The 23,150-nt window shown below is 59.6% G+C and carries 26 protein-coding genes, 1 tRNA gene and 1 pseudogene; 9 read left to right on the forward strand and 19 right to left on the reverse strand.

Annotation, left to right across the window (positions count from 1 at the left end):
* Positions 1-99 precede the first annotated feature (99 nt).
* The 4 genes and pseudogenes from K5Y35_RS00500 to K5Y35_RS00515 form a co-directional block, all read right to left on the reverse strand.
* The gene (locus tag K5Y35_RS00500) at positions 100-1,032 is read right to left on the reverse strand and encodes a D-2-hydroxyacid dehydrogenase (protein WP_123465498.1); all 933 of its coding nucleotides are present in this window, start codon (positions 1,030-1,032) and stop codon (positions 100-102) included.
* A gap of 105 nt (positions 1,033-1,137) precedes the next feature.
* Positions 1,138-1,431, reverse strand: a complete 294-nt coding sequence (locus tag K5Y35_RS00505; RefSeq protein ID WP_122608866.1) for a YcgL domain-containing protein — start codon at positions 1,429-1,431, stop codon at positions 1,138-1,140.
* Positions 1,428-2,561 (reverse strand): ribonuclease D, encoded by a 1,134-nt coding sequence (gene rnd / locus K5Y35_RS00510; protein ID WP_222833476.1) that lies wholly within the window; start codon positions 2,559-2,561, stop codon positions 1,428-1,430. The genes K5Y35_RS00505 and rnd overlap by 4 nt, the downstream gene beginning before the upstream one ends.
* An 85-nt stretch (positions 2,562-2,646) precedes the next feature.
* Positions 2,647-3,034: pseudogene (locus tag K5Y35_RS00515) on the reverse strand (sulfatase-like hydrolase/transferase); the annotation flags it as partial.
* 224 nt (positions 3,035-3,258) lie between these two features.
* On the opposite strand from K5Y35_RS00515, the gene K5Y35_RS00520 reads away from it, so the two are divergent.
* Entirely contained in the window at positions 3,259-4,194 is a 936-nt protein-coding gene (locus K5Y35_RS00520; RefSeq protein ID WP_123465494.1) for a LysR family transcriptional regulator, read from the forward strand.
* Between the two features lie 3 nt (positions 4,195-4,197).
* Here K5Y35_RS00520 and K5Y35_RS00525 read toward each other — a convergent pair whose 3' ends face one another.
* Positions 4,198-4,563, reverse strand: a complete 366-nt coding sequence (locus K5Y35_RS00525; protein WP_222833477.1) for a 5-carboxymethyl-2-hydroxymuconate Delta-isomerase — start codon at positions 4,561-4,563, stop codon at positions 4,198-4,200.
* 195 nt (positions 4,564-4,758) lie between these two features.
* Positions 4,759-5,679 (reverse strand): LysR family transcriptional regulator, encoded by a 921-nt coding sequence (locus K5Y35_RS00530; protein ID WP_123465491.1) that lies wholly within the window; start codon positions 5,677-5,679, stop codon positions 4,759-4,761.
* Positions 5,680-5,916: 237 nt separating this feature from the next.
* On the opposite strand from K5Y35_RS00530, the gene K5Y35_RS00535 reads away from it, so the two are divergent.
* Positions 5,917-6,108 carry a YegP family protein gene (locus tag K5Y35_RS00535; RefSeq protein ID WP_123465490.1) on the forward strand — a complete coding sequence of 64 codons (192 nt, stop codon included), beginning with the start codon at positions 5,917-5,919 and terminating at the stop codon, positions 6,106-6,108.
* A gap of 241 nt (positions 6,109-6,349) precedes the next feature.
* On the opposite strand, the gene K5Y35_RS00540 is transcribed toward K5Y35_RS00535, so the two are convergent.
* From K5Y35_RS00540 to dapA, 5 genes are all read right to left on the reverse strand, one after another.
* A tRNA-Ser gene (locus K5Y35_RS00540) sits at positions 6,350-6,439 on the reverse strand.
* A gap of 84 nt (positions 6,440-6,523) precedes the next feature.
* A complete protein-coding gene (gene purC, locus K5Y35_RS00545) occupies positions 6,524-7,237 on the reverse strand; it encodes a phosphoribosylaminoimidazolesuccinocarboxamide synthase (RefSeq protein ID WP_123465488.1) in 714 nt (237 codons plus the stop codon).
* Positions 7,238-7,265: 28 nt separating this feature from the next.
* Complete coding sequence (locus tag K5Y35_RS00550; protein WP_123465486.1) at positions 7,266-8,027, reverse strand: MBL fold metallo-hydrolase; 762 nt, start codon at positions 8,025-8,027, stop codon at positions 7,266-7,268.
* 4 nt (positions 8,028-8,031) lie between these two features.
* Positions 8,032-9,147 carry an outer membrane protein assembly factor BamC gene (bamC, locus tag K5Y35_RS00555; protein WP_128614644.1) on the reverse strand — a complete coding sequence of 372 codons (1,116 nt, stop codon included), beginning with the start codon at positions 9,145-9,147 and terminating at the stop codon, positions 8,032-8,034.
* A gap of 17 nt (positions 9,148-9,164) precedes the next feature.
* On the reverse strand, positions 9,165-10,043 hold the full coding sequence (gene dapA, locus K5Y35_RS00560; protein ID WP_123465482.1) for a 4-hydroxy-tetrahydrodipicolinate synthase: 879 nt from the start codon (positions 10,041-10,043) through the stop codon (positions 9,165-9,167).
* Between the two features lie 337 nt (positions 10,044-10,380).
* Between dapA and K5Y35_RS00565 the strand changes: the two genes are divergently transcribed.
* Positions 10,381-10,941, forward strand: coding sequence for a glycine cleavage system protein R (locus K5Y35_RS00565; RefSeq protein ID WP_123465477.1), 561 nt, complete (start codon positions 10,381-10,383; stop codon positions 10,939-10,941).
* A gap of 10 nt (positions 10,942-10,951) precedes the next feature.
* Positions 10,952-11,425: a peroxiredoxin gene (locus K5Y35_RS00570; protein ID WP_123465475.1), complete on the forward strand. Its 474-nt coding sequence runs from the start codon at positions 10,952-10,954 to the stop codon at positions 11,423-11,425.
* A 121-nt stretch (positions 11,426-11,546) separates the two neighbouring features.
* Here K5Y35_RS00570 and K5Y35_RS00575 read toward each other — a convergent pair whose 3' ends face one another.
* Positions 11,547-12,617, reverse strand: a complete 1,071-nt coding sequence (locus K5Y35_RS00575; protein ID WP_123465473.1) for an AI-2E family transporter — start codon at positions 12,615-12,617, stop codon at positions 11,547-11,549.
* Between the two features lie 32 nt (positions 12,618-12,649).
* Positions 12,650-12,889 carry a sulfurtransferase TusA family protein gene (locus tag K5Y35_RS00580; protein WP_123465472.1) on the reverse strand — a complete coding sequence of 80 codons (240 nt, stop codon included), beginning with the start codon at positions 12,887-12,889 and terminating at the stop codon, positions 12,650-12,652.
* A 99-nt stretch (positions 12,890-12,988) separates the two neighbouring features.
* Between K5Y35_RS00580 and K5Y35_RS00585 the strand changes: the two genes are divergently transcribed.
* Complete coding sequence (locus K5Y35_RS00585; RefSeq protein ID WP_123465470.1) at positions 12,989-14,422, forward strand: M48 family metalloprotease; 1,434 nt, start codon at positions 12,989-12,991, stop codon at positions 14,420-14,422.
* A 78-nt stretch (positions 14,423-14,500) separates the two neighbouring features.
* Here K5Y35_RS00585 and K5Y35_RS00590 read toward each other — a convergent pair whose 3' ends face one another.
* Positions 14,501-15,931, reverse strand: coding sequence for a DegQ family serine endoprotease (locus tag K5Y35_RS00590; protein WP_123465468.1), 1,431 nt, complete (start codon positions 15,929-15,931; stop codon positions 14,501-14,503).
* A 34-nt stretch (positions 15,932-15,965) separates the two neighbouring features.
* Here K5Y35_RS00590 and K5Y35_RS00595 point away from each other — a divergent pair, with 34 nt between their 5' ends.
* Positions 15,966-16,127 (forward strand): hypothetical protein, encoded by a 162-nt coding sequence (locus K5Y35_RS00595; RefSeq protein ID WP_177490577.1) that lies wholly within the window; start codon positions 15,966-15,968, stop codon positions 16,125-16,127.
* An 11-nt stretch (positions 16,128-16,138) separates the two neighbouring features.
* On the opposite strand, the gene K5Y35_RS00600 is transcribed toward K5Y35_RS00595, so the two are convergent.
* The 3 genes from K5Y35_RS00600 to rpoE are packed head-to-tail and all read right to left on the reverse strand — an operon-like array spanning position 16,139 to position 18,312.
* On the reverse strand, positions 16,139-17,104 hold the full coding sequence (locus K5Y35_RS00600; RefSeq protein ID WP_222833478.1) for a MucB/RseB C-terminal domain-containing protein: 966 nt from the start codon (positions 17,102-17,104) through the stop codon (positions 16,139-16,141).
* An 8-nt stretch (positions 17,105-17,112) separates the two neighbouring features.
* The gene (locus K5Y35_RS00605; RefSeq protein WP_128615223.1) at positions 17,113-17,700 is read right to left on the reverse strand and encodes a sigma-E factor negative regulatory protein; all 588 of its coding nucleotides are present in this window, start codon (positions 17,698-17,700) and stop codon (positions 17,113-17,115) included.
* A gap of 30 nt (positions 17,701-17,730) precedes the next feature.
* The gene (gene rpoE, locus K5Y35_RS00610) at positions 17,731-18,312 is read right to left on the reverse strand and encodes an RNA polymerase sigma factor RpoE (protein WP_003172477.1); all 582 of its coding nucleotides are present in this window, start codon (positions 18,310-18,312) and stop codon (positions 17,731-17,733) included.
* Positions 18,313-18,869: 557 nt separating this feature from the next.
* Here rpoE and nadB point away from each other — a divergent pair.
* A complete protein-coding gene (nadB, locus tag K5Y35_RS00615) occupies positions 18,870-20,486 on the forward strand; it encodes an L-aspartate oxidase (protein WP_222833479.1) in 1,617 nt (538 codons plus the stop codon).
* Here nadB and K5Y35_RS00620 read toward each other — a convergent pair.
* On the reverse strand, positions 20,455-20,907 hold the full coding sequence (locus K5Y35_RS00620; protein WP_222833480.1) for a protein YgfX: 453 nt from the start codon (positions 20,905-20,907) through the stop codon (positions 20,455-20,457). The genes nadB and K5Y35_RS00620 overlap by 32 nt on opposite strands.
* A complete protein-coding gene (locus K5Y35_RS00625) occupies positions 20,891-21,145 on the reverse strand; it encodes a succinate dehydrogenase assembly factor 2 (protein ID WP_095049216.1) in 255 nt (84 codons plus the stop codon). Before K5Y35_RS00625 ends, K5Y35_RS00620 begins: the two co-directional genes overlap by 17 nt.
* 150 nt (positions 21,146-21,295) lie before the next feature.
* Between K5Y35_RS00625 and K5Y35_RS00630 the strand changes: the two genes are divergently transcribed.
* Positions 21,296-22,237: a YgfZ/GcvT domain-containing protein gene (locus K5Y35_RS00630; RefSeq protein WP_222833481.1), complete on the forward strand. Its 942-nt coding sequence runs from the start codon at positions 21,296-21,298 to the stop codon at positions 22,235-22,237.
* 36 nt (positions 22,238-22,273) lie between these two features.
* A complete protein-coding gene (locus K5Y35_RS00635; RefSeq protein ID WP_123465457.1) occupies positions 22,274-23,095 on the forward strand; it encodes an HDOD domain-containing protein in 822 nt (273 codons plus the stop codon).
* The last annotated feature ends 55 nt before the right edge of the window (positions 23,096-23,150 follow it).

Consider the following 23,150-nt stretch of genomic DNA (forward strand, 5'->3'; position numbering starts at 1 on the left):
TTGCGGTGTGTCAAACAACATCCATGTTGACTGACACTCCCTGATCGCCAGCAGGCTAGCTCCCACAGGTTTTGTGCATCATTCAAGTGAGCGGTGGATTTAATATCCGCGGTTGAAATCCACTTCGCCGCGCAACGCCTCGCCGGCCTGATACGCCTTCAGGTTGTCGACAAACAGCTGCACCATCAACGAAGGCGAAGTCGGCGCCGAACTGTGGCCGGTCAGCAACAGACCCCAGGCCGTCCAGAACGGATGGCGTTGTGGCAGCGGTTCCTGGCGGCAGACGTCGATCACCGCACCGGCCAGATGGCCTTCTTTCAATGCTTCGACCAGATCCGCATCCACTACAGCCACACCGCGCCCGACGTTGATGAACAACCCGGTCGGCTTGAATTGCTTGAACAGTGCCGCGTCGTAGATATCGTGGGTGTGCTCGGTGTTGGGCAGCAGATTGACCACGTAATCCACCTCGCCCACCAGCCGTGGCAGATCCGCCAGCGCCCCGACTTCGACGAACGGCGCCTGTTCGCGGGCGCTGCTGGCGATGCCGTACAACTCGACGCCAAACGGCAGCAGGAACTGCGCCACGCTCTGGCCAATGTCGCCGGTGCCGACGATCAGCACCTTGCGCCCGACCAGGCTCTGACCGGTGCGGTTATCCCACTTGCGCTCGACCTGGCTGACCAGACGCGCCAGCACTTCACGTTCATGACCGAGCATGTAGGTCAGGACGTATTCGGCCATCACCTGACCGAAAATCCCCACCGCACGGGTCAAGCGGTAATCGCGGCGCAAACCGTCGGCCAGCAACGGCGTGATGCCGGCCCAGGTCGACTGCAGCCATTGCGGTTGATGCCCCTGGCGCAACAGGGTCGCGAGCAGATCCGGCTGCCCCAGCCACACCGGGCAATCGGCAGCCTGTCGGGCCAGTTCGGCGGAGTCGCCGCTGGTCAATACTTCCAGTTCCGGAGCTGCCTGACGCAGCAGCCGGGCGTATATCGCGTGGTCGTGTTCAGCAATCAGAACGCGCATCTTCAAACCTTTCGCAAACCGTGCAGACGGCCACCGGAGTAAGGGTGGCCATCGCGGTAAAAACAGTTCCAGGGTTACCCGAGGCCCAGAACAGGGCCTGGCAGATCAGACCGGATCGTTGCGTCGCAGCAACTCTTCGGGCAAGTGTTCGATGTATTCGTCCTCGGCCGGCGGCATCTGCAGGTGATAGCCCTGCTTGTCGAGGTTTTCCAGCACTACGACGATGTCTTCGCTGGCCAGCTTGCGCTCGGGCGACAGCACCAGATCGAAGGCGTGCTTCGGTTTGCCGAAGGCCAGCATCAATGCTTCCGGCACGCGCTCGAGCGCATCGCTCTTGAGCACGTAAAGGTACATGCCGCTGCGTTTGGAGCTTTGGTAAATGGAGCAAATACGTTTCAAGGCTGTTCTCCGGCGGTGGCCAGGCTGTCGAGCAGCTTCTGGCCCATCAATTCGCGGCGCCAGCCACGCAGCGAATCAGGCAATTGGTAAGGCCCCTCGGGGTAGCCGCTTTTGACCAGCGCCTCGAGGGTTTTCTTGCGCAGCATCAGTTCCGGGGCAATGCCCAGACGCTCGGCCTCGGCCTGCCCCAATGCGCGCAGTTGTTTGATCAATGCTGCGGCTTCGATCGGCAATGGCTCCGGTACGGCGGGCGGCCATTGATCAGGCCCCACACTGCCAGAGCGCTTGATCAGATCAAGCAGAAATTGGCCGTCCTGACGCACGGTACGCGGGTGCATGTCTTCGATCTTGCCCAACGCCGCGAGGTTGTCCGGTTGTGTGCGGGCCAGCGGCCACAGCGAATGCTCGCGGACAATGCGGTTACGCGGGAGATCACGGGCGCGGGCTTCCTTTTCCCGCCAGGCACACAGCTCACGCAGAACCGCCAGTTGCGCACGGGACAGTTTCCACGCCAGTTTGGCCTCGCGATAAACCTCATAAGGGTCGGTTTCGCGGCGCAGGTTGGCGACCAGTTCCGCGCCGTCCTCCAACACCCAGGCGAATTTGTCGTCAGACAGTTTGGGCCGCAGTTGTACGAAAACCTCCGCCAGATGCACGGCATCTTCGGCGGCGTAGCTGATTTGCGTGTCGGACAACGGGCGCTGCAACCAGTCGGAACGGGTTTCGCCCTTGGGCAGTTCGATGCCGAGCACTTCCTGCACCAGCCGCGAATAGCCCATCGAGAAACCGATGTTCAGGTAAGCGGCTGCCAACTGGGTGTCGAACAGCGGTGCCGGCAGGCTGCCGGTCAGGCGCAACAGGACTTCGAGGTCTTCGCTGCACGCGTGCAGCACCTTGAGCACTGCCGGGTTTTCCAGCAACGCAGCCAGCGGTTGCCAGGCGTTGATGGTCAGCGGATCAATCAGGTAGGCGCGCTTGCCGTCACCGACCTGCAACAGACCGGCAATCGGGTAGAAGGTGTCGACCCGCATGAATTCGGTGTCGAGGGCAACGAACGGCAGCTGCTGCCACTCGGCGCAAAACTGCGCGAGGCTTTCGTTGTCGCGAATCCAGTGAATATCGATAGCCACACGGCTCTCCCTTGAAGAATGGCGCGCAGTATATATCGCCACCGGCGATTTACGCGCCTGCGAAGGGCAAGAGCTGTAACGAAATGTCCTGCCAAGGAAAAAGAATAGTCTGACAGAGAGACAGCACATGGTCGGTATAGACCAGCGTGTTGTCGTAACCGTTGACGATGCTTTCGCGGCTGCAATTGTTCAGCGCATTACTTTCGCACACCGGCGTGAAGTGTTCGTACGCCTTCGGATAACGCTTGAAGTATTCCGGACCGTGGCTACCCATCTGGTGCAGCACCAGCACGGTGTCTTTGTCCAGATGCTCGATAAAACCCTGCAGACCTTGCAGGAGAATGTCATCGCGGCATTCGCGGTTGGCGCACCAAGTAGGGTCTTTCATATTGCTGACGTCTTGCAGGGTGACACCGGTCGCAAGTGCCTTTACAGCCGGACTGGTTGTCGTGCCAGATCAGGTCGATCCCGGCATCTTCGATCCGCGCCACTACGCACGCCAGTTCCATTGAGCAAGCTAGAGGCTTCTGGCCATCTTTTCGCGGTTTGCCGGACGACGTCGTATTGCTAAAAGTTTCTGTCCCACAACTGACCGTGAATTGTCCCACGGGGGTTTCTCCTGGCACCATCGTTCCGTTAGGATCATTCGCACACGTTTGCGCGGATTCAGCGCAAGGAGCACAGCGAGACGGAACGGATGCTGAACAGTAACTTGCTTCGAAAGCTCGACATGCAGGATCTCATGGTGTTTATCGCCGTGTATGAGCAAAGCAGCGTCACCGATGTCTCGGAAACGCTGTTTGTCAGTCAGTCCACAGTCAGTTACTGCCTGAAAAAACTGCGCACCAGTTTCGAAGACGAACTGTTCATCAATACCCGCACCGGCATGCGCCCGACCTACAAGGCCAGCAGCATGTACAGCCATGTGCAGAAGATCCTCGAAAGCATCAACCTGTGCCATGCCGGTGCAGCGGCCTTCGATCCGACCCGGCAAGCGGTCACCTTCAACATCTGCGCTCCGGAATACTTCGAACAACTGATCCTGCCGCGACTGTTGAAGCGCTTCGACTTCGATGATTTGCCGGTGATGGTCAACATGCACAAGTTCGAAACCGACGTACCGGCCGACGAGTTACGCGACGGCAGCCTCGACCTGGTGATCAGTTTCGGCCCCAACTTCCATCGCTCTCACGCCGACCTCAAGTCACGGATGCTGCTGGAAGATGATCTGGTCTGTGTCTTCGACAAGCGCGCCACGCCACTGGAACCACGCCTGAGCCTGCAAGCCTTTACCGAACGCCGGCATGTGTTCCCGACACCGTGGACGTCCACCACCAACATGGTCGACGGCTGGCTCGCTCGCCAGGCGCAGAAACGTCAGATTGTTGCGCGCTCGAATAGCTATAGCGCGGCGTTGAAGATGATCACCGGCACCGACTTCATTCTCACCCTGCCGCGCCGCATTCAACGCCTGCTGACCAACGATGCGGTGTTCAAACACTGTGAGGCGCCGAATGGTCTGCCGGGCTTCACCCTCGACATGCAGTGGAGCCAGAACGCCGATCAGGACAGCGCCAACGTCTGGCTGCGCGAGCAGGTGATCAAGGTGTGCAGCGAACTGGAAGTGGCCTGAGCCTTACACGCCGATGGCCGTTTTGCTGTAGGACTCGCGATCAATGTCGAGCAGCTCGACACACAGCTGCACCTCAACCCCGGCCGGCCATTCGCACAGGTCCTGCAACACCGCCAGGAGGCTCTGGGACAACTGTTTCTTGATCTCCGGCGAACGGCCACTGAGCATCGCCAGTTTCACATACACAAACGCACGCTCGCCCATGACCGTGCCGACCTTGAAGGTCTCGACCTTGATCGCCCGGCTCTTGATATCGAATTCCGCCGCGAACTGACCGGACCCCACCAATGTGTTGTTGAGCCGGATCAATGCAACGTCGGCATTGAGCTGCGGCAGATTGGCGGTGTATTCCATATGCAGGTGTGGCATCGCAAGACTCCAGTGTGGCGACAGAAAGGTCGTACATATATCACAGCGGCGACCTGCTCTCCTGCGCGACTTTTCGGCAATCTGTCGCCCCTACCCTTGCAGGAGCCGCCGGAGGCCGCGATCTGTTGATCTTGCTTTCAACATAAAAGGCAAGGATTGCAGCCTTCGGCAGCTCCTGCGGAAAAGCGCTCGCCCTCAGGACACGCTGAGCGGCCGCTCGCTCATGAAGGCCTCCAGCCGTGAGCGCAGCCAGCGTTCTGCCGGGTCGCTGTCGACGTGACTGAGCCAGACCATCGACAGGTCCAGCGTCGGCGTCTTGAACGGAAACGGCTCCTTGAACAGCAACCCCGACGCGGCCATGGCCTCGGCGGTGTAATCCGGCAGGCTGGCGATCAGGTCGGTGCCGGCCAGCAATGCCGGCAAGGCGCTGTACTGCGGCACCGACAACACCACCTGCCGGGTACGCCCGAGCTCCGCCAGCCATTCGTCCGCGAATCCGCTGACGTTGGCGGTGTGAGACACCAGTACGTGCGGGCGGGCGCAATATTCATCGAGAGTCAGCGGCGTATCGGAGGCGTCGGCCCGCAGAATGCTCGGCTGAATGTGCCGCAACAATTTGCGCTTGGCGTTGGCCGGCAGGCCACGGGTCTGACTGATGCCGACGGTGATGTCGCCGGCAGCCAGCAAATCGGGAATTCGCCAGTAATCGACATGTTGCACGACAAACACCACATTCGGCGCCTCCTGACGCAGCGCGCGCAACAGCGGCGGCAACAGGCCGAACTCGACATCATCGGACAGGCCAATGCGAAAGGTCATGGTGCTGACGGCCGGATCGAAGTTGCGCGTCAGGCTCAGCGCTACCGACAGCGAATCCAGCGCAGGCTTCAGATGACGAAAGATATCCTCTGCACGGGCCGTCGGTTCCATGCGGTGCCCCACGCGGATGAACAGCGGATCGTTGAGCATCGTACGCAGCCGGTTGAGCGCCGAACTGATGGTCGGCTGGCCGAGAAACAGCTTCTCCGCCGCCCGCGTCACATTGCGCTCAAGCATCAGGGTCTCGAACACCACCATCAGGTTGATGTCGGCCTTGCGTAGTTCATTGCGATTCATCCCTTGCTCCCCGATCCCCAGATAGCCGGCAGTGTAGAAAGGCCTTGGGGGCGGCGTCCATCGCCACGATGGATCCGCTCACTGTCTAACACTTCGAGGTTTCTGGGTCGCACCTTTCAGAAACATCCGCCAACCATTGGAAACAATTGCCCAATAGCCAAAAACCTCGCCTGCGCTAGGCTTGCGTCGATGCGCCACACAGGCTGGCGCACACGTCTATCGCATGGAGCGAACTGAATGTATTTCGAGATTTACAGGCAATCCAGAGGCACCCCGAGCACCGGCAAAGGGCAATGGCGCTGGAGGCTGAGGGCGGGAAACCACGAGACCATCGCCAGTGGCGAGTCGTATGTGAACAAGGCGGATTGCTTACATGTGATCGAATTGATCAAAGCAGCGCGAGGGGAAACACCGATAAAGGAGATTTAAGCGCGCAACGGTACGCCTGACTTGATCAAACGCGAACAGGCGCTCTCGCGGTCATGACTGTCTGATGCAGGTGTAAGTTAACGCCTGCAAAACAACAAAGCCCCGCTGGTTTGATTCAGCGGGGCTTTGTTCCGGCTCTGCAGAGATTGGAACAGGCAAGACCTGGTCACGCGTTGCCAGATTGATCGCAGGAAACAAAAAAGCCCCGCAGCTTCTCAGCTACGGGGCTTTTTCTATGTAATGGCGGAGAGATAGGGATTCGAACCCTAGGTACCGGTGAAGGTACAACGGATTTCGAATCCGTCCCATTCGGCCACTCTGGCATCTCTCCAACGGCGCGCATCATAACAACACTTTCGCTGGTTGCGAACCCCCCAAACGAAATTTTTTCCGTGCTATCAGATGCTTGCGTCGATTAAAGCGGTACACCCAGACGATTGGCGACTTCTTCGTAGGCTTCGATGACGTCACCGAGGCCCTGACGGAAGCGGTCCTTGTCCATCTTCTTCTTGGTGTCCTTGTCCCACAGACGGCAGCCGTCCGGGCTGAACTCGTCGCCCAGGACGATCGAGCCGTCGCTGAACACGCCGAATTCAAGCTTGAAGTCGACCAGCAGCAGGCCGGCGTCATCGAACAGTTTGCTCAGGACTTCGTTGACCTTGAGCGACAGTTCTTTCATGCGCGCCAGTTGTTCGGTGGTGCCCCAGCCGAATGCCACGACGTGGGATTCGTTGATGAACGGGTCGCCCTTGGCGTCGTCCTTCAGGAACAGTTCGAAGGTGTAAGGGTTGAGCTTCATGCCCTCTTCAACGCCCAGGCGCTTGACCAGGCTGCCAGCGGCATAGTTACGCACAACGCACTCGACCGGAATCATGTCGAGCTTCTTCACCAGGCACTCGTTGTCGCCCAGCAGTTTGTCGAATTGGGTCGGAATGCCGGCCGCTTCGAGTTTCTGCATGATGAAGGCGTTGAACTTGTTGTTCACCATGCCTTTGCGGTCGAGCTGCTCGATGCGCTTGCCGTCGAACGCCGAGGTGTCGTTGCGAAACAGCAGGATCAAGCGGTCAGCGTCGTCGGTTTTGTAAACCGATTTGGCTTTGCCGCGGTAGAGTTCTTCACGTTTTTCCATGATGGGCTCCGCTTGCTAAGTAGGTGGGCTAGGCGATGTGGCGCCAGTCGAGCCCTGAATCTTGATCGGCCAGTTGCAGCCAGTCCGGATCGCACCCGAGGGTGTCGACAAAACATTGCCGGGCCAGTTGCGGCAGGTTGTTCTTGCTGCTCAGATGGGCCAGGACCAGGTGTTGCAGGCCCTGCCAGCCCAACTCGGCCACCAGGAATGCCGCCTGATGGTTGTTCAAATGTCCCAGCTCGCCGCCCACCCGCTGCTTGAGAAAGTACGGATAGTGACCACGGGCCAGCATGTCGCGGCAATGGTTGGACTCGATCATCAACGCATCGAGATCCCGATAACCGTCCAGCACCCGCTCGCAGTAGGAACCCAGGTCGGTCAGCAGGCCGAAGCGCCGCTGCTGTTGATCACTGAAGACGTACTGGGTCGGTTCCTGCGCATCATGGGCCACGGCAATGACCCCGATGTTCAGAGCACCGATCTGCAGTTGCTCGCCGCCGGCCAGATAGCCTGCGGGTTCAATCGGTTTGCGCATCCCGCGCAGTGTGCCGCGACTGAGGTAGACCGGCAGATTGTAGCGCCGAGACAGTAAACCCACGCCATGCACGTGGTCGGCATGTTCGTGGGTCACAAGTATCGCGCTCAGTTGCGCCGGGTGCACACCCAGGCGCAACAGGCGTTTTTCGGTTTCCCGCAGGGAAAAACCACAATCCACCAGCACATACGTATCAGCACTGGCGATCAGCGTGCCGTTCCCTTGGCTACCGCTGCCGAGAACGGCAAAACGCATGTGATCAGCCCAGATTGTCCTGAATCACGCTCAACACTTTGCGCGCCACGTCAGCCGGTGCGACGGTGTTGATGTTTTTCTCGACGGTCACCTGAATGCTCTCGCCAACCTTGCTCAGGCGAACCTGATAGCGCTCGGCGCGGGCTTCCACTTCTTCCTTGCTCGGCGCACTGCCGAACAGGCTGCTGAAGAAACCAGGCTTTTCATCTTTCTTCTCGGCTTTTTCGGCCAGGTTGATGTAGTACAGGCCCAGGCTGCGGTTGATGTCTTCAACGCGCCATTCACCCTGTTCCAGTGCACGGCCGACGCTCGACCAGGCACGGTCCAGATCGGTACCGACGTTCAACACCGGGTTACCGCTGCCGTCTTCGCTGAGGCTGACACGGCTCGGCGTATCGAAGTCACGGGAAGCAAGCATCGACACGGAACCGCCCTTCTCGGAGATACGGCTCATGCTCGCCAGCATGTCGTCGACCAGCGCTGCGTCCAGGCCAGTGTTGACCGAACGGTTGGTGAAGGCCACGTCGGCGGTGCTGCCGGCAGGACGCTCGGCGCTGACCACGTAGATTTCACTGGTGTTGCGCTGCACACCTGGCTCGATACGCACACGAACGCGGGTTTCGCTGTCGCTGGCGATACCGGCCGCGCTCAGGCGCTTGGCCATGGAGGCGGACAGTTCATCGGAATGCTGCCAGGTGGTGGTGAATTCACCGGTTTGCGGACGCTGTTCATCCAGACGGAAACCGTTGTCCTGGAAGAACTGCACAGCCACTGGCCAGACTTCGGCCGGCGGATGCTGTGCCACGACCCAACGTGAGTCACCGCTCTTCTGCAGCGAGTAATCGCTGGCATCGGCAACGGCCGACAACGGTTGAGGACGTGGAACGATGTACTCACCCTTGGCAGTGTCGTCAGCGACGTTGCGCGGGATCGGCAACAGCGGATCCAGACGTTTGGAGGTGCTGACATCCGGTGGCAGTTGCATCGGTGCAGTCTGTTGCGCTTGCAGGTAATCGCTTCCACGGTCGCGGAAATAACCTTCCGGCCCCCAGACCCATCCACAGCCGCTGGTGCTGGAGATAATCAAGGCAAGTGCGGAAAGTCCGGCCATTCGCTTCATGCGTTGTACTTCCTCAATTAAACCAGGACGCTGCACTGGCGCAGGGCCGAGCGAAGCGTTTCATGACAAGGTGCGCTCAGCCAGGTCAGCGGCAGGCGGATGCCTTCGTGCATCAGGCCCATTTCAACCAGAGCCCACTTGACCGGAATCGGGTTGGCTTCGATGAACAGGTCTTTGTGCAGCGGCATCAGTTTTTCGTTGATGGCCCGTGCGGTGTCGGCGTCGCCCTTGAGCGCGGCCTCACACAGGTCGGCCATTTCGCGCGGAGCGACGTTGGCAGTTACCGAGATGTTGCCTTTGCCGCCCAGCAGGATCAATTCGACGGCGGTCGGATCATCGCCGGACAGCACGATGAAGTCCTTGCTCACGCCGTCGATGATGGCCTTGGCGCGCTTGAGGTCGCCGGTGGCTTCCTTGATGCCGACGATGTTCGGCACGCTGGACAGGCGAATCACGGTCTCGGCCTGCATATCGCAGGAGGTGCGGCCGGGAACGTTGTAGAGAATCTGCGGAATGTCGACCGCTTCAGCGATGTGCTTGAAGTGCTGGTACAGACCTTCCTGAGTCGGCTTGTTGTAGTAAGGAACAACCAGCAGGCAGGCATCGGCGCCGGCTTCCTTGGCGTTGCGGGTCAGTTCGACGGCTTCGCGGGTGGAGTTGGCGCCAGTACCGGCGATGACCGGAATGCGCCCGGCAACCTGTTTGACCACGGCTTTGATCACGGCGATGTGTTCTTCTACATCAAGGGTTGCCGACTCGCCGGTAGTACCGACCGCGACAATGGCATGGGTGCCGTTCTTGAGATGGAAGTCCACGAGTTTGCTGAGGCTGTCCCAGTCCAGACGCCCTTGTGCATCCATGGGAGTGACCAGTGCCACCATACTGCCCGCAATCATGAAACCGCTCCTGCCGGAAAAAGAGAGCGGTAATGGTACTGGCGCCAAGATGCTTGCACAAGCGAAGTACTGCGCTGCCGCCATTCCCCTTGGCGTCGCTTTTCGCTACCCTTCAGACTTTGATCGGTACTGATCAGCTTGTACGCCGGGTTCCAGCCTCCCTTTTCGGCCTCCCAGGCCCCGTTCCTGCGTCGCATCGACGCGCTCCCGCTATAGTGGAGCGAGCCGCGAGCGCTGGCCGGGCCTTTTGAACGGACAGCCTGAACAGGCACGCAGGCCCGCTCCGACGACCAACGCCCGTCAACCTACCGACCGCTCATCGCTTTAGGAATGCTGCATGTCCACCCCCACAGTTCGCGAACAATTCCTTGTCATCAGTGCCCTTGGCGCCAACCCCATGGAGCTGACTAACGTCCTGTGCCGCGCCAGCCATGAAAATCGCTGCGCCGTCGTCACCTCCCGCCTGACCCGCCACGGCGAATGCAGTGCGCTGGTGCTGGAGATTTCCGGTAGCTGGGACGCGCTGGCCCGCCTCGAAGGCAGCCTGCCGGTTCTGGCCAAACGGCACGCTTTCACCGTCAACGTGGTGCGCAGTGCGGCGCTGGAAAACCGCCCGCAAGCGTTGCCGTACGTGGCTTATGTCAGCTCGGCGTATCGCCCTGACATCATCAATGAGCTGTGCCAGTTCTTCATGGATCACAACGTCGAGCTGGAAAACCTGACCTGCGACACGTATCAGGCACCCCAGACCGGCGGCACCATGCTCAACGCCACGTTCACCGTGACGCTGCCGGCCGGCACACAGATCAGCTGGCTGCGCGATCAGTTCCTCGACTTCGCCGACGCGATGAACCTGGATGCGCTGATCGAACCCTGGCGCCCACAAAACCCAATGTAAGGAAGCTTTCATGGCCGTTGTCATCGACCAACCGGTTACGGATTTCGAAGCCCCTGCCACCAGCGGGCAGACCGTCAGCCTGTCTGCCCTGAAAGGCAAGCAAGTGGTGATCTACTTCTACCCGAAAGACAGCACTCCGGGCTGCACCACTGAAGGCCAGGGTTTTCGTGATCAGTACGCGGCATTCCAGGCAGCCAATACGGAAATTTTCGGTATCTCCCGCGACAGCCTGAAGTCCCACGAAAACTTCAAGTGCAAGCAGGCGTTTCCGTTCGAGCTGATCAGCGACAAGGACGAAGCCGTTTGCCAGCTGTTCGACGTGATCAAGTTGAAGAAGCTGTACGGCAAGGAATACCTGGGCGTTGATCGCAGCACGTTCCTGATCGACAAGAACGGTGTACTGCGCCAGGAATGGCGCGGCGTGAAAGTGCCGGGGCATGTGGATGCGGTGCTGGCAGCGGCTCAGGATTTGAATAAAGCCTGATGTTTTGGCGTCGCTCTCACTGACGCCATCGCTGGCAAGCCGGCCACCACAGGTTTTGTATGCGCCTGAAACCCTGTGGGAGCTGGCTTGCCAGCGATGAGACCCCAAGCCTCAGCCCGATTTACAGCAAAGGCGCCACCACCGGTTCCTTGCGCGGCCAGGCATCAAGCACAGCCTTGAACAGCGTCGCCAGCGGGATCGCAAAGAACACCCCCCAAAAGCCCCACAGCCCGCCAAACAACAGCACTGCACAAATGATCGCCACCGGGTGCAGGTTGACCGCCTCCGAAAACAGCAGCGGCACCAGCACGTTGCCGTCCAGCGTCTGAATGATCCCGTAGACCGCCATCAGATAGATGAACTGATCGCTCCAGCCCCACTGGAACAAGGCGATCAACAGCACGGGCACCGTCACCACCACAGCGCCGACATAAGGCACCACCACCGAGACACCCACCAGCAACGCCAGCAGCGCCGCGTAATTGAGCCCCAGCGCAACGAAGGCGATGTAAGTCACGCCACCGCAAATTACGATTTCGATCACCTTGCCGCGAATGTAGTTGGCGATCTGCCGGTTCATTTCCTGCGCGACCCGGGTGATCAGCGCGCGCTCGCGGGGCAAATAGCCGCGCACCCACTCGCCGATCATCGACCGGTCCTTGAGGAAGAAGAACACCAGGATCGGCACCAGCACCAGATAGATCATGATGTTGACCAGCAGCGGCAGGCTCGATAGCGAAAACGTCAGCGCCCATTGCCCGAACTTGCCGATCTCGCCACGCGCCGCTTCGATGGCCTGCAGCACCTGCTCATCGGAGACCAGATGCGGGTACCGCTCTGGCAGCAGCAGGAGCAACGATTGCCACTTGGCAAGCATGCCCGGCAGTTCGTTGAACAGCGTGATCACCTGATGCCAGAGCAACGGCAGCACCACGACGATAAACAGCATCAGCACGCCCATGAACAGCGCAAATACCAGCCCCACCGCCGCACCACCCGGCACCCGCAGTCGCTCGAGCGTCACCACCAGGCCCTGCATCAGATAAGCGAGCACCATCCCGGCCAACACCGGGGCCAGCATTCCGCCGAGGGTGAGCACAGCCGTGAAGGCGAGAATCAACAGCACCGCCAGCACCACCGCCTCTTCATCGGAAAAGTAGCGCTGAATCCAGTCGCGTAACACTTTGAACATCAATAATCCTCAGGGCTTTTACGCTGTCGGTTTCAGGCTTTTTTCAACCAGTAACGGTAAACACCGGCGTCGTCTTCTTCGCGCAGCAGCGCATGACCGGCCAAGCGGGCGAAGGTGCGGAAATCGCGTTGCGAGCCCGCATCCGTGGCGATCACCTTGAGCACCGCACCGCTCGGGAGCTTGTTGAGTTCCATTTTTGCCTTGAGTAACGGCAACGGACAATTAAGGCCACTGGCGTCCAGTTCCACGTCATGGGCTACAGCGTCAGTCATTGCGTCACTCCGGATCAGGTCATTCGAGCTGCCTAGAATATCTGGTCGCAAGCCCGGTGTCCGGCTACAGTAAGGTCTTTGTCTTCTAAGGCTTTGTGCATGACTTTTCTGCGCCCTACCCTGCTGACGCTCGCTTGCCTGCTCGCCTCACCGGGCTTTGCCGACGATCTGCCGTCACTTGGCGACGCCAGTTCTGCCATTGTCTCGCCGCAACAGGAATACCAGCTCGGTCGGGCCTGGCTGGCCATGCTGCGCAGCCAGGTTGCACAGCTCAACGATCCGCAGCTCAAGGACTACGTCGAATCCAGCGTCTACAAGCTGGTGGAAACCAGTCAGGTCACCGACCGCCGCCTTGAATTCATTCTGATCAACAGCCCGCAACTCAACGCCTTCGCGGCGCCGGGCGGCGTGGTCGGGGTCAACGGCGGCCTGTTCCTCAATGCACAGACCGAAGGCGAATACGCTTCGGTACTGGCCCACGAACTGGCTCACTTGTCGCAACGTCACTTTGCCCGCGGCGTCGAGGCGTCCCAGCGGATGCAGGTGCCGATGATGGCAGCCCTGCTGGCCGGGATCGTCATCGCCGCAGCCGGCGGCGGTGACGCCGGCATCGCGACCATCGCCGGCACCCAGGCGGCGGCGATTCAGTCACAACGCACATTCTCCCGTCAGAACGAACAGGAAGCCGACCGCATCGGCATCCTCAATCTGGAAAAGGCCGGGTACGACCCGCGCTCGATGCCGACCATGTTCGAACGCCTGATGCGCCAGTATCGCTTCGACGCCAAGCCGCCGGAGTTCCTGCTGACTCACCCGGTCACTGAATCGCGTATCGCCGACACCCGCAACCGTGCCGAACAGGCCAAACCCGGCGGCATCGAAGACAGCCTGCGCTATCAACTGATCCGCGCGCGCGTGCAACTGATCTACGAAGAAACCCCGGGGCTGAGTGCCAAACGCTTCCGTGCACAACTGGATGAGAACCCGAAGAACAACGTCGCACGCTACGGTCTGGCAATCGCCCAGATCAAGGGCGGCCAGTTGAACGAGGCTCGGGAGAATCTCAAGCCACTGCTGGCAGCGGCGCCGAACGAAATCATCTACAACCTTGCGCAGGTCGATCTGGACATCACCAATAATCGCCTGGCAGATGCGCAATCGCGGGTGGACCGGATGCTCACGCAGTATCCGGGCAACTATCCACTGAATCAGGTGCGCGTGGATCTACTGCTCAAGCAGAACCGCACAGCCGATGCCGAGAAGGCCCTGGAAGGCTTGCTCAAGTCGCGCCCGGATGATCCGGACGTCTGGTATCAGGTCGCTGAAACCCGGGGCTTGTCAGGCAACATCATCGGTTTGCATCAGGCGCGCGCCGAGTACTTTGCACTGGTCGGCGATTACCGTCAGGCGATCCAGCAACTGGATTTTGCCAAGCGCAAGGCAGGCAGCAACTTCCCGCTGTCGTCGCGTATTGATGCCCGCCAGCGCGAGCTGATGGAGCAGGAGCGCATGATCAAGGACATGATGGGCTGATTCTGTCTTTCGGCAAAAAGCTTCAGGCATAAAAAACCGCCTCTTTCGAGGCGGTTTGTTTTTGCCTTCGGCGCTGAATTATTCAGCCAGCTTGAAGGTGATGAAGCTCGCGCGACCTTGACGCAGAACCCGCATCGACACCGAACGGTTCTTCGGCAGTGCCTTGGCGATGTCGGCGAACTCCTTGGTGGAGCCGATGGCCTGGTTGTTCAGGTGAGTGATCACGTCACCCGGCTGCAGACCGATCAGGGCCGCAGGACCATCCTGCACTTCCTTGATCACCACACCACCTTTAAGGTCGTAGGTTTTCTTCTGCTCGGCGGTCAGCTCGCCTACCGAAACACCAAGGCGATTGCTGGTGCTTTCAGTGCCCGACTTCGGCAGCGCGTCCAGCGCCTTGTCTTCGTCCGGAATCGCACCCACCGTCAGCTCGACGTTCTTGCGCTTGCCTTCACGAATCACTTCAAGATTGGCTTTCGCGCCCGCCTTCAGTGCGCCGACCAGATGCGGCAGGTCAGCGGACATGACAATCGGCTGGCCGTTCATGCTCAGAATCACGTCACCGACTTGCAGACCGCCCTTGGCCGCCGGACCGTCATCCTGGATCTGTGCCACCAGCGCACCGGCCGGTTTTTCCAGACCGAACGACTCGGCCAGATCCTTGTTCACTTCCTGAATGACCACACCAAGCCAGCCGCGGCTGACCTTGCCACCGCTCTTCAACTGGTTGGACACATCCATCGCCACGTCGATCGGAATGGCGAATGACACGCCCATGAAGCCACCGGAACGGGTGTAGATCTGCGAGTTGATCCCGACCACTTCACCATTCAGGTTGAACAGCGGACCACCGGAGTTACCCGGGTTGATCGGCACGTCGGTCTGGATGAACGGCACGTAGTTTTCGTTCGGCAGGCTACGGCCCACGGCGCTGACGATGCCTTGGGTCACGGTGTGGTCAAAGCCGAACGGCGAACCGATAGCAACGACCCACTGGCCGGCTTTCAGGTCTTGGGATTTGCCAAGCTTCAGCACTGGCAGATCCTTGCCTTCGATTTTCAGCAGCGCCACGTCGGAACGTGGATCGGTGCCGATCAGTTTGGCTTTCATTTCACTGCGGTCGGCGAGACGGACGAGGATTTCGTCGGCATCGGCGATCACGTGGTTGTTGGTCAGAATGTAGCCATCCGGAGAGATGATGAAGCCCGAACCCAACGATTGCGCTTCACGCTGACGATCACCACGCGGCGAGCGCTGTTGAGGCGGCATGCCACGTTCGAAGAACTCGCGCAGCATCGGCGGCAAGCCTTCCAGGTCTGGCATCTGCTGGTTGACCTTGCGATCCGGCAGTTTCTGCGTGGTACTGATGTTCACCACAGCTGGCGAAGCTTGTTCGACCAATTGGGTGAAGTCAGGCAGATCAGCTGCTTGCGCAGCAGGTACAGCCTGACCGAGCAACAGCACGGTGGCGAAAATGGAGAGATAAGATTTCAAACTTGGTATCGACATACAGCTCCCGTTACGACGAGCAGGGTTAAGCGATATGGAGCAAGGAACACCGGAAACCACCGACCGGCATTTTTGTTCCGGGAACAACAAACAAGGCCAGAGCCGTGAGGCTCTGACCTATAAAAAATTTTCAGGTGTTTTGCAAATGAAAATGCTCAGCAAACATTTCTACGTCTCGGCGACGAAGTGGGAATGACTGAAATCAGCTCACTGCTTGCTGGTTGCAGTGCCATCATTGTTACGCATCGACAGCGCAATTCGTTCGGCTGTGCCAATAGGAATCTCGCCCACCACCGTCACCATCATTTCGCCTTGTGGCGTCGTCAGGCGGCGGGACACGGCAACGGTCGGGCCCAATTGCGTACGGGTATCGGTGACCGTAGCGCCATTCAAAGGCTCGAGGAAAACCGAGAAACGCGCCAGACCGTCGTCATACAGCAAGCTGTTGACCTGAGTCTTGGTTTCCGGATCCTTGTGCGACGTGCTGCTGATCAGTTCGAAACCCGGTGGCAACCAGTCGGAATGCCAGACCTGAGCGGTCTTCATGGCTGAAGCCTTGTCACTGTCCAGCGTGACTGGCTTGCAGTCGGCGTCAGCCAGCAAATCCTTGTCCGAAGGAACTTCGTCGGTATTGAGGCTGGTGAACTGGAATCGCTCCAGCAACTGCCCCTTGTCGTTCAGCAGCAACGACTTGAGCGGCAGGCCGGTCTGTTTGTCCAGATGCAGCTCGAAGCCGTAGCGATGCTGATCGCGAGGCGTCAGCGATACGATCACTGCGTCCCGCCCGGCCACGCGCGATTTGCCAATGACGGCAAGGTCATACCAGTTTTTCAGCTTCTGGGGATCGAGAGAACGAGCAGTAGAGTTTGGAGAATCTCCCAACCCCGCAATCAGGGTGCCGCTGACGCATTGAGTATGTCCATCAATGCGCACGACTTCCTGTGCCGAACCGTCGAGCTGGAGCAAACGCTCGCGGACCTGGCCATTCTGGACACGATGCCAGATGTTGTGGGTAGAAAAACTACCGTTGCGCTCGTAAACGAAGGTGCCGTGAAAGCTTTGCCGCTGCTCGGCCTGGCCCAGCCGGGTCAACCAGTCCTGGGCGTCATCAGCGTGGGCTGGAACAATGAACCAGCCACTGAGCAGAAGCGAAAGTAGAGGTATGGCGCGCATGATCCTCCTTAACGGTTTTCCAGGCTTGCGGCACGCGCATAAGGCAGTGCGCTTTCAGTACCTTTCAGTGCAGCCTGCTGAGCGTGCTGACGCAGATAGCCTGGCAGACGCTGGTCATGCCAGCCTGGCTGACCTTGCAATACGCCATTGGCCATTGGGCCAGTCGCTTCGGAACTCTCACTGTAGCCTGCCAGAACAGCCGGGCCTTTGACCTGTGGAGTGGCCAGGGTTGGCTGATTGGATTGCTGAGCCAGTTCGGCACCAGCGATTTCGTCCTGGTTGTACAGACGCACACCCGCCAGCACGGCAACGGTCACCGAGGCTGCAACAGCCAGACGACCAAGGCTGCGCCATGGGCTGCGGGATACTTTGGCCGGAGCCGTTTCGTCTTCCAGCGCAGCAGACACTGCCGCAGCGATATCCAGACGTGGAAGCAGCAAATCCTTGTGCATGGCTGCCCGAGCGATCTGGTAACGAGCCCAGGTCTCACGGGTATCCACATCATCCAGTGCATTGAGCACTCGACGCAATTCCAGTTCGTCCGCTTCGTTATCCATCACTGCGGACAGCGATTCCTGCAGGGCTTCACGACTCATGGCGTTCCTCTCTTGGCTGTCGCCGCTGTCTCAGTTTTCCTGCAACAACGGCTGCAGGGCTTTATCGATGGCCTCCCGAGCGCGGAAAATCCGGGAGCGCACGGTACCCACCGGGCATTGCATGACGCTCGCAATGTCCTCGTAACTCAGACCATCGAATTCACGTAAAGTTAAAGCCGTACGCAAATCCTCTGGCAGTTGCTGAATGGTTCGATGGACGGTGCCTTCGATCTCATCCCGCAGCAGTGCTCGTTCTGGTGATTCGAGATCCTTGAGGCCGTGATCGCCATCGTAGAACTCTGCATCTTCGGAACTGACATCGCTATCCGGCGGCCGGCGGCCGCGTGAAACCAGGTAATTCTTCGCCGTGTTAATGGCAATACGGTACAGCCACGTATAAAACGCACTGTCGCCGCGAAAGTTTCCAAGTGCTCGATACGCCTTGATAAAGGCTTCCTGAGCCACGTCCTGGGCTTCATGGGTGTCGTGCACGAAACGCACGATCAACCCGAGAATTTTGTGCTGATACTTCAGCACCAGCAGATCGAAAGCTCGCTTGTCGCCACGCTGAACGCGCTCGACCAGCTGCTGATCCTCTTCCTGGGTTAGCATGAACACTCCTCGATAAGCCCGGAGGAGGCTTGCACAACTAAACGACCAGACTTGCAAACATAGACTCGGGCTTTTCGCAAAAGTTCTCCCCCTCCAAGCAAGTTTCCTGCGGGCTCTGATTTGGCACGCACGAAAAACGCAGCTCGGGATAAACCGGCTGCGCGAATAATCTTGTCATCGGTTTCGCCGGCAGGAATCTAACTGCAGATTCCGCACTGAAGCCGACACGTCCCTTGTTTCTGGCACCGACTATTGATCTTGGGCCTTTGGCAAAAGTTCCAATTATTTATAGCCGGACCGATCCGACATTGGGCAACCCTGCGCTGAAAAATCCTGTTTCAACGCCGATACAGTCGTCTTTTCGCGAACCCGGCGAAAAAAACTTCCGACGAAGCACCCGGCTTTTTTCGTCACAGTAGTTTCACAATGCCATATCGGCGCGGCTATTGTGCCGCCCCACCCCTCTATATACTAGTGGGCTGTGTGGCTGCCTTGACTCGCCGACCCAGCTGTCTTGCGCCAACCCCGATCCGGGTCGCTTTGAGCGGAATCCTGAAATGAGCCAACAGTTCCAACACGATGTTCTGGTCATTGGCAGCGGTGCTGCCGGTTTGAGTCTCGCGCTGACCCTGCCGGGTCATTTGCGCATTGCCGTATTGAGCAAGGGCGATCTCGCCAACGGTTCAACCTATTGGGCCCAGGGCGGCGTCGCCGCCGTGCTCGACGATACCGATACTGTCGAATCCCACGTTGATGACACCCTCAATGCCGGCGGCGGTCTGTGCCATGAAGATGCCGTCCGGTTCACTGTCGAGCACAGCCGTGAAGCGATCCAGTGGCTGATCGACCAAGGCGTGCCGTTCACCCGCGATGAACAGTCCGGCACCGAAGACGGCGGATTCGAATTCCACCTGACCCGCGAAGGCGGCCACAGCCATCGGCGCATCATCCACGCGGCCGACGCGACCGGTGCAGCCATTTTCAAAACCCTGCTGGCCCAGGCCAGGGAACGTTCCAACATCGAATTGCTCGAGCAGCGGGTTGCCGTCGATCTGATCACCAAGCGTCGTCTGGGACTGGATGGCGACCGTTGCCTGGGTGCCTACGTGCTCAACCGGGCCACCGGCGAGGTCGATACCTACGGCGCCCGTTTCGTGATCCTCGCCTCGGGGGGCGCCGCCAAGGTCTACCTCTATACCAGCAACCCCGATGGCGCCTGCGGGGATGGCATTGCCATGGCCTGGCGTTCCGGCTGCCGGGTGGCGAACCTGGAATTCAACCAGTTCCACCCCACCTGCCTGTATCACCCGCAGGCCAAGAGTTTTCTGATCACCGAGGCCTTGCGTGGCGAAGGCGCGCATTTGAAATTACCGAACGGCGAGCGCTTCATGCACCGCTTCGACAAGCGTGCCGAGCTGGCTCCACGGGACATCGTCGCCCGGGCCATCGACCATGAAATGAAGCGCCTGGGTATCGACTGCGTCTACCTCGACATCAGCCACAAGCCCGAGGCCTTCATCAAGAGCCACTTCCCGACCGTCTACGAGCGCTGCCTTGGCTTCGGCATCGACATGACGAAACAGCCGATCCCCGTCGTACCCGCCGCGCACTACACCTGCGGCGGGGTGATGGTCGACCAGAATGGCCGCACCGACGTCACGGGCCTGTACGCCATTGGCGAAACCAGCTTCACCGGCCTGCACGGCGCCAACCGCATGGCCAGCAACTCGCTGCTCGAATGTTTCGTGTATGCGCGCTCGGCTGCAGCCGACATCGTTGCGCAACTGGATGATGTCGCCGCGCCAAGCACCCTGCCCGTATGGGACGCCAGCCAGGTGACCGACTCGGACGAGGACGTGATCATCGCGCACAACTGGGACGAATTGCGGCGGTTCATGTGGGACTACGTCGGTATCGTGCGCACCAACAAGCGCCTGCAACGGGCTCAGCACCGTGTGCGCCTGCTGCTGGACGAAATCGACGAGTTCTACAGCAATTACAAAGTCAGCCGCGACCTGATTGAGCTGCGCAACCTGGCCCAGGTCGCCGAACTGATGATCAGCTCAGCGATGGAGCGCAAGGAAAGTCGCGGCCTGCATTACACCCTCGACTATCCCGACCTTCTGCCCGAGGCGCTCGACACTATTCTGGTGCCGCCCACCTACGTCGGCTGAACTTGAGCCGGACCCGCAGGCGTCGGTGCAAGTCCGCCGCCTGCGAGTCACGCGGTACGCAGACCGATCTGACCCGCCATTCCCCACGCAAACGAAAGCGCAGCACCACGATCAGTGGCAGCGCCAGGCTGTCCGGGCGCAGTTGTACAGCCTGCCAGCCATCGGCCTGATTCCACAGTTGCCAGCCATCGGCATCCCGACGCAACCCTCGAAACGCCCTTGGATGGCTCAGCAGAACTTGCCGTGGCAGTACCCGAAAAGCGTGCGCAAGACAGGCGAAAGCCCCGAGCACACTGGCCCAGAGCGGAATCGAAAGCAGAAACAAGGCACCCAGTGCGAACGCCTGGGCCAACAGATACACCGCCAGCAACTGCCTTGAGGCGTGCCAGCGGCATTCGAACGAGTTACTTGGGCTGAACACGGTCCAGAATCATGCGAACCATGCGCTGCAGCTCAGGATCTTCAGACTCGCTGCGCTCCATGAACCAGCCGAACATGTCCTGATCCTCACACTCCAGCAGGCGAACGTACAATGCGCGATCGACCTCGTTCAGATCGGCATAAACCTCTTTCACGAACGGCACCAGCAACACGTCTAGCTCAAGCATGCCGCGGCGGCTGTGCCAAAAGAGGCGATTCAGTTCAACTTGTTCGACCATGGGGCCCTCCTCAAATTTGCCGGCAAGTATACAGGCCCGGCGCGGGCCGCACAGTCGGCTTTGGTCGGGCACTACCGATCCTTTATCAACTACCCATTTCAACAACGCGCCCTTATGATGTGCCCCAGTCTATTTACCCTGCGATGACCCATGGCCGATTCTGCTTTTTTCTGCACCCTGTCTCATGAAGGCGTTCTCGCGGTTCGCGGCGCGGATGCCGGAAAATTCCTGCAAGGCCAACTGACCTGCAATATCAATTACCTGAGCGACACCCGGGCCAGCCTCGGCGCCCGCTGCACGCAGAAAGGCCGGATGCAGTCGAGCTTCCGCATCCTGCTCGAGGGTGACGGCGTGGTGCTGGCGATGGCCAGCGAGTTGCTGGAGCCGCAACTGGCGGACCTGAAAAAGTATGCGGTGTTCTCCAAATCGAAACTCACCGACGAAAGCGCGGCCTGGGTGCGCTTTGGCCTGGAGCATGGCGATACCGCCCTGACCAGCCTCGGCCTCGATCTGCCAGCCGAAACCGACAGCGTCGTGCGCAACGAAGGGTTGATCGCCATTCGCGTCTCGCCGCAGCGCGCCGAACTCTGGGCGCCGGCCGATCAGGCTGATGCGAGCAAAGCCAGACTGGCCGCAGCCCTGCCCGAAGCCGGGCTGAATCAATGGCTGCTGGGCCAGATCCGCGCCGGTATCGGCCAGGTCATGTCGACCACCCGCGAGCTGTTCATCCCGCAAATGCTCAACCTGCAAGCCGTCGGCGGCGTAAGTTTCAAGAAAGGCTGCTACACCGGCCAGGAAATCGTCGCGCGCATGCAGTACCTGGGCAAACTCAAGCGCCGTCTGTATCGACTGAGCCTCGACACTGCCCAATTGCCAGAGCCTGGCACCCCGCTGTTCGCACCGAGCCACAACAGCTCCATCGGTGAAGTGGTGCTGGCTGCCCACACCGGGCAAAACATTGAACTACTGGCGGTGCTGCAGGCCGAAGCTGCCGAAGCGGGCGACCTGCATGTGGGCAGCCTCGAAGGGCCCGCCCTGCATTTGCTCGATTTGCCCTACGAACTGGATCGCGACCGCGAAATCCAGCGCTGATCGCAGCGGTTGGTTGCAACACCTTAGAGAGTCTAAATGAGCGAACTGGCGGAAAAGGTCCAACAGGATTTGGTTGAGGCCATCGATAACGATGACCTGGTTCTGCCAACGTTGCCGGAAGTGGCCCTGCAGATTCGCAAGGCCGCTGAAGACCCGGAAATCAGCGTCAGCGACCTGAGTAAAGTGATCGGCCGAGACACGGCGCTGTCGGCGCGCCTGATCAAAGTGGTCAACAGCCCCCTGCTGCGAGCCGCACAGGAAGTCACCGACCTGCACACCGCCATTACCCGCCTGGGTATCAACTACAGCAGCAACCTGGCAATCGGGCTGGTGATGGAGCAAATCTTCCACGCCCGCTCCGAGGTGGTTGAACAGAAGATGCGTGAAGTCTGGCGCAAGAGTCTGGAGATCGCCGGTGTCAGCTACGCGCTGTGTCGGCGCTACACCCAGCTCAAGCCCGATCAGGCCGCGTTGGGCGGGCTGGTGCATCAGATTGGCGTACTGCCGATTCTGACCTACGCCGAAGACCATTACGAACTGCTGTCAGATCCTGTCAGCCTCAACCATGTGATTGATCACATTCACCCGCTGCTGGGCGACAAGTTGCTGCGTGTCTGGGAGTTTCCGGAACGGCTGGTGGAACTGCCTGGGCGTTATCAGGACTTCAAGCGCGATTCGACGACCATCGACTATGTCGATCTGGTGCAAGTGGCGAGCCTGTACTGCCACAAGGACACCGACCATCCGTTTGGGCGGATTGATCCGCTCAGCGTTCCGGCATTTCGCAAGTTGGGGATTGATCCGGAGAACGAGGCGCTGTGCGCGGATCTGGAAGAATCGCGGACGATGTTTTACTGATCCGAAACCGAGACGCCCCGTTCGCAAGCAAACCGCTCCCACAGGAGACAGCATT

It is taken from the genome of Pseudomonas sp. SC3(2021), from assembly GCF_019856535.1.
Classification (GTDB): Bacteria; Pseudomonadota; Gammaproteobacteria; order Pseudomonadales; family Pseudomonadaceae; genus Aquipseudomonas; species Aquipseudomonas monsensis.

What these genes read in the sequence shown, in the direction of transcription:
- K5Y35_RS00525 (WP_222833477.1), bottom strand. Translation starts at nt 4,563, where the DNA reads ATGCCACACCTGCATATGGAATACACCGCCAATCTGCCGCAGCTCAAT.
- K5Y35_RS00630 (WP_222833481.1), top strand. Translation starts at nt 21,296, where the DNA reads ATGGCCGATTCTGCTTTTTTCTGCACCCTGTCTCATGAAGGCGTTCTC.
- K5Y35_RS00600 (WP_222833478.1), bottom strand. Translation starts at nt 17,104, where the DNA reads ATGCGCGCCATACCTCTACTTTCGCTTCTGCTCAGTGGCTGGTTCATT.
- K5Y35_RS00520 (WP_123465494.1), top strand. Translation starts at nt 3,259, where the DNA reads ATGCTGAACAGTAACTTGCTTCGAAAGCTCGACATGCAGGATCTCATG.
- K5Y35_RS00575 (WP_123465473.1), bottom strand. Translation starts at nt 12,617, where the DNA reads ATGTTCAAAGTGTTACGCGACTGGATTCAGCGCTACTTTTCCGATGAA.
- K5Y35_RS00625 (WP_095049216.1), bottom strand. Translation starts at nt 21,145, where the DNA reads ATGGTCGAACAAGTTGAACTGAATCGCCTCTTTTGGCACAGCCGCCGC.
- K5Y35_RS00550 (WP_123465486.1), bottom strand. Translation starts at nt 8,027, where the DNA reads ATGCGTTTTGCCGTTCTCGGCAGCGGTAGCCAAGGGAACGGCACGCTG.
- K5Y35_RS00570 (WP_123465475.1), top strand. Translation starts at nt 10,952, where the DNA reads ATGGCCGTTGTCATCGACCAACCGGTTACGGATTTCGAAGCCCCTGCC.
- dapA (WP_123465482.1), bottom strand. Translation starts at nt 10,043, where the DNA reads ATGATTGCGGGCAGTATGGTGGCACTGGTCACTCCCATGGATGCACAA.
- bamC (WP_128614644.1), bottom strand. Translation starts at nt 9,147, where the DNA reads ATGAAGCGAATGGCCGGACTTTCCGCACTTGCCTTGATTATCTCCAGC.
- K5Y35_RS00590 (WP_123465468.1), bottom strand. Translation starts at nt 15,931, where the DNA reads ATGTCGATACCAAGTTTGAAATCTTATCTCTCCATTTTCGCCACCGTG.
- K5Y35_RS00595 (WP_177490577.1), top strand. Translation starts at nt 15,966, where the DNA reads ATGGAGCAAGGAACACCGGAAACCACCGACCGGCATTTTTGTTCCGGG.
- K5Y35_RS00565 (WP_123465477.1), top strand. Translation starts at nt 10,381, where the DNA reads ATGTCCACCCCCACAGTTCGCGAACAATTCCTTGTCATCAGTGCCCTT.
- K5Y35_RS00530 (WP_123465491.1), bottom strand. Translation starts at nt 5,679, where the DNA reads ATGAATCGCAATGAACTACGCAAGGCCGACATCAACCTGATGGTGGTG.
- K5Y35_RS00500 (WP_123465498.1), bottom strand. Translation starts at nt 1,032, where the DNA reads ATGCGCGTTCTGATTGCTGAACACGACCACGCGATATACGCCCGGCTG.
- purC (WP_123465488.1), bottom strand. Translation starts at nt 7,237, where the DNA reads ATGGAAAAACGTGAAGAACTCTACCGCGGCAAAGCCAAATCGGTTTAC.
- K5Y35_RS00605 (WP_128615223.1), bottom strand. Translation starts at nt 17,700, where the DNA reads ATGAGTCGTGAAGCCCTGCAGGAATCGCTGTCCGCAGTGATGGATAAC.
- rpoE (WP_003172477.1), bottom strand. Translation starts at nt 18,312, where the DNA reads ATGCTAACCCAGGAAGAGGATCAGCAGCTGGTCGAGCGCGTTCAGCGT.
- K5Y35_RS00580 (WP_123465472.1), bottom strand. Translation starts at nt 12,889, where the DNA reads ATGACTGACGCTGTAGCCCATGACGTGGAACTGGACGCCAGTGGCCTT.
- nadB (WP_222833479.1), top strand. Translation starts at nt 18,870, where the DNA reads ATGAGCCAACAGTTCCAACACGATGTTCTGGTCATTGGCAGCGGTGCT.
- K5Y35_RS00635 (WP_123465457.1), top strand. Translation starts at nt 22,274, where the DNA reads ATGAGCGAACTGGCGGAAAAGGTCCAACAGGATTTGGTTGAGGCCATC.
- K5Y35_RS00535 (WP_123465490.1), top strand. Translation starts at nt 5,917, where the DNA reads ATGTATTTCGAGATTTACAGGCAATCCAGAGGCACCCCGAGCACCGGC.
- K5Y35_RS00585 (WP_123465470.1), top strand. Translation starts at nt 12,989, where the DNA reads ATGACTTTTCTGCGCCCTACCCTGCTGACGCTCGCTTGCCTGCTCGCC.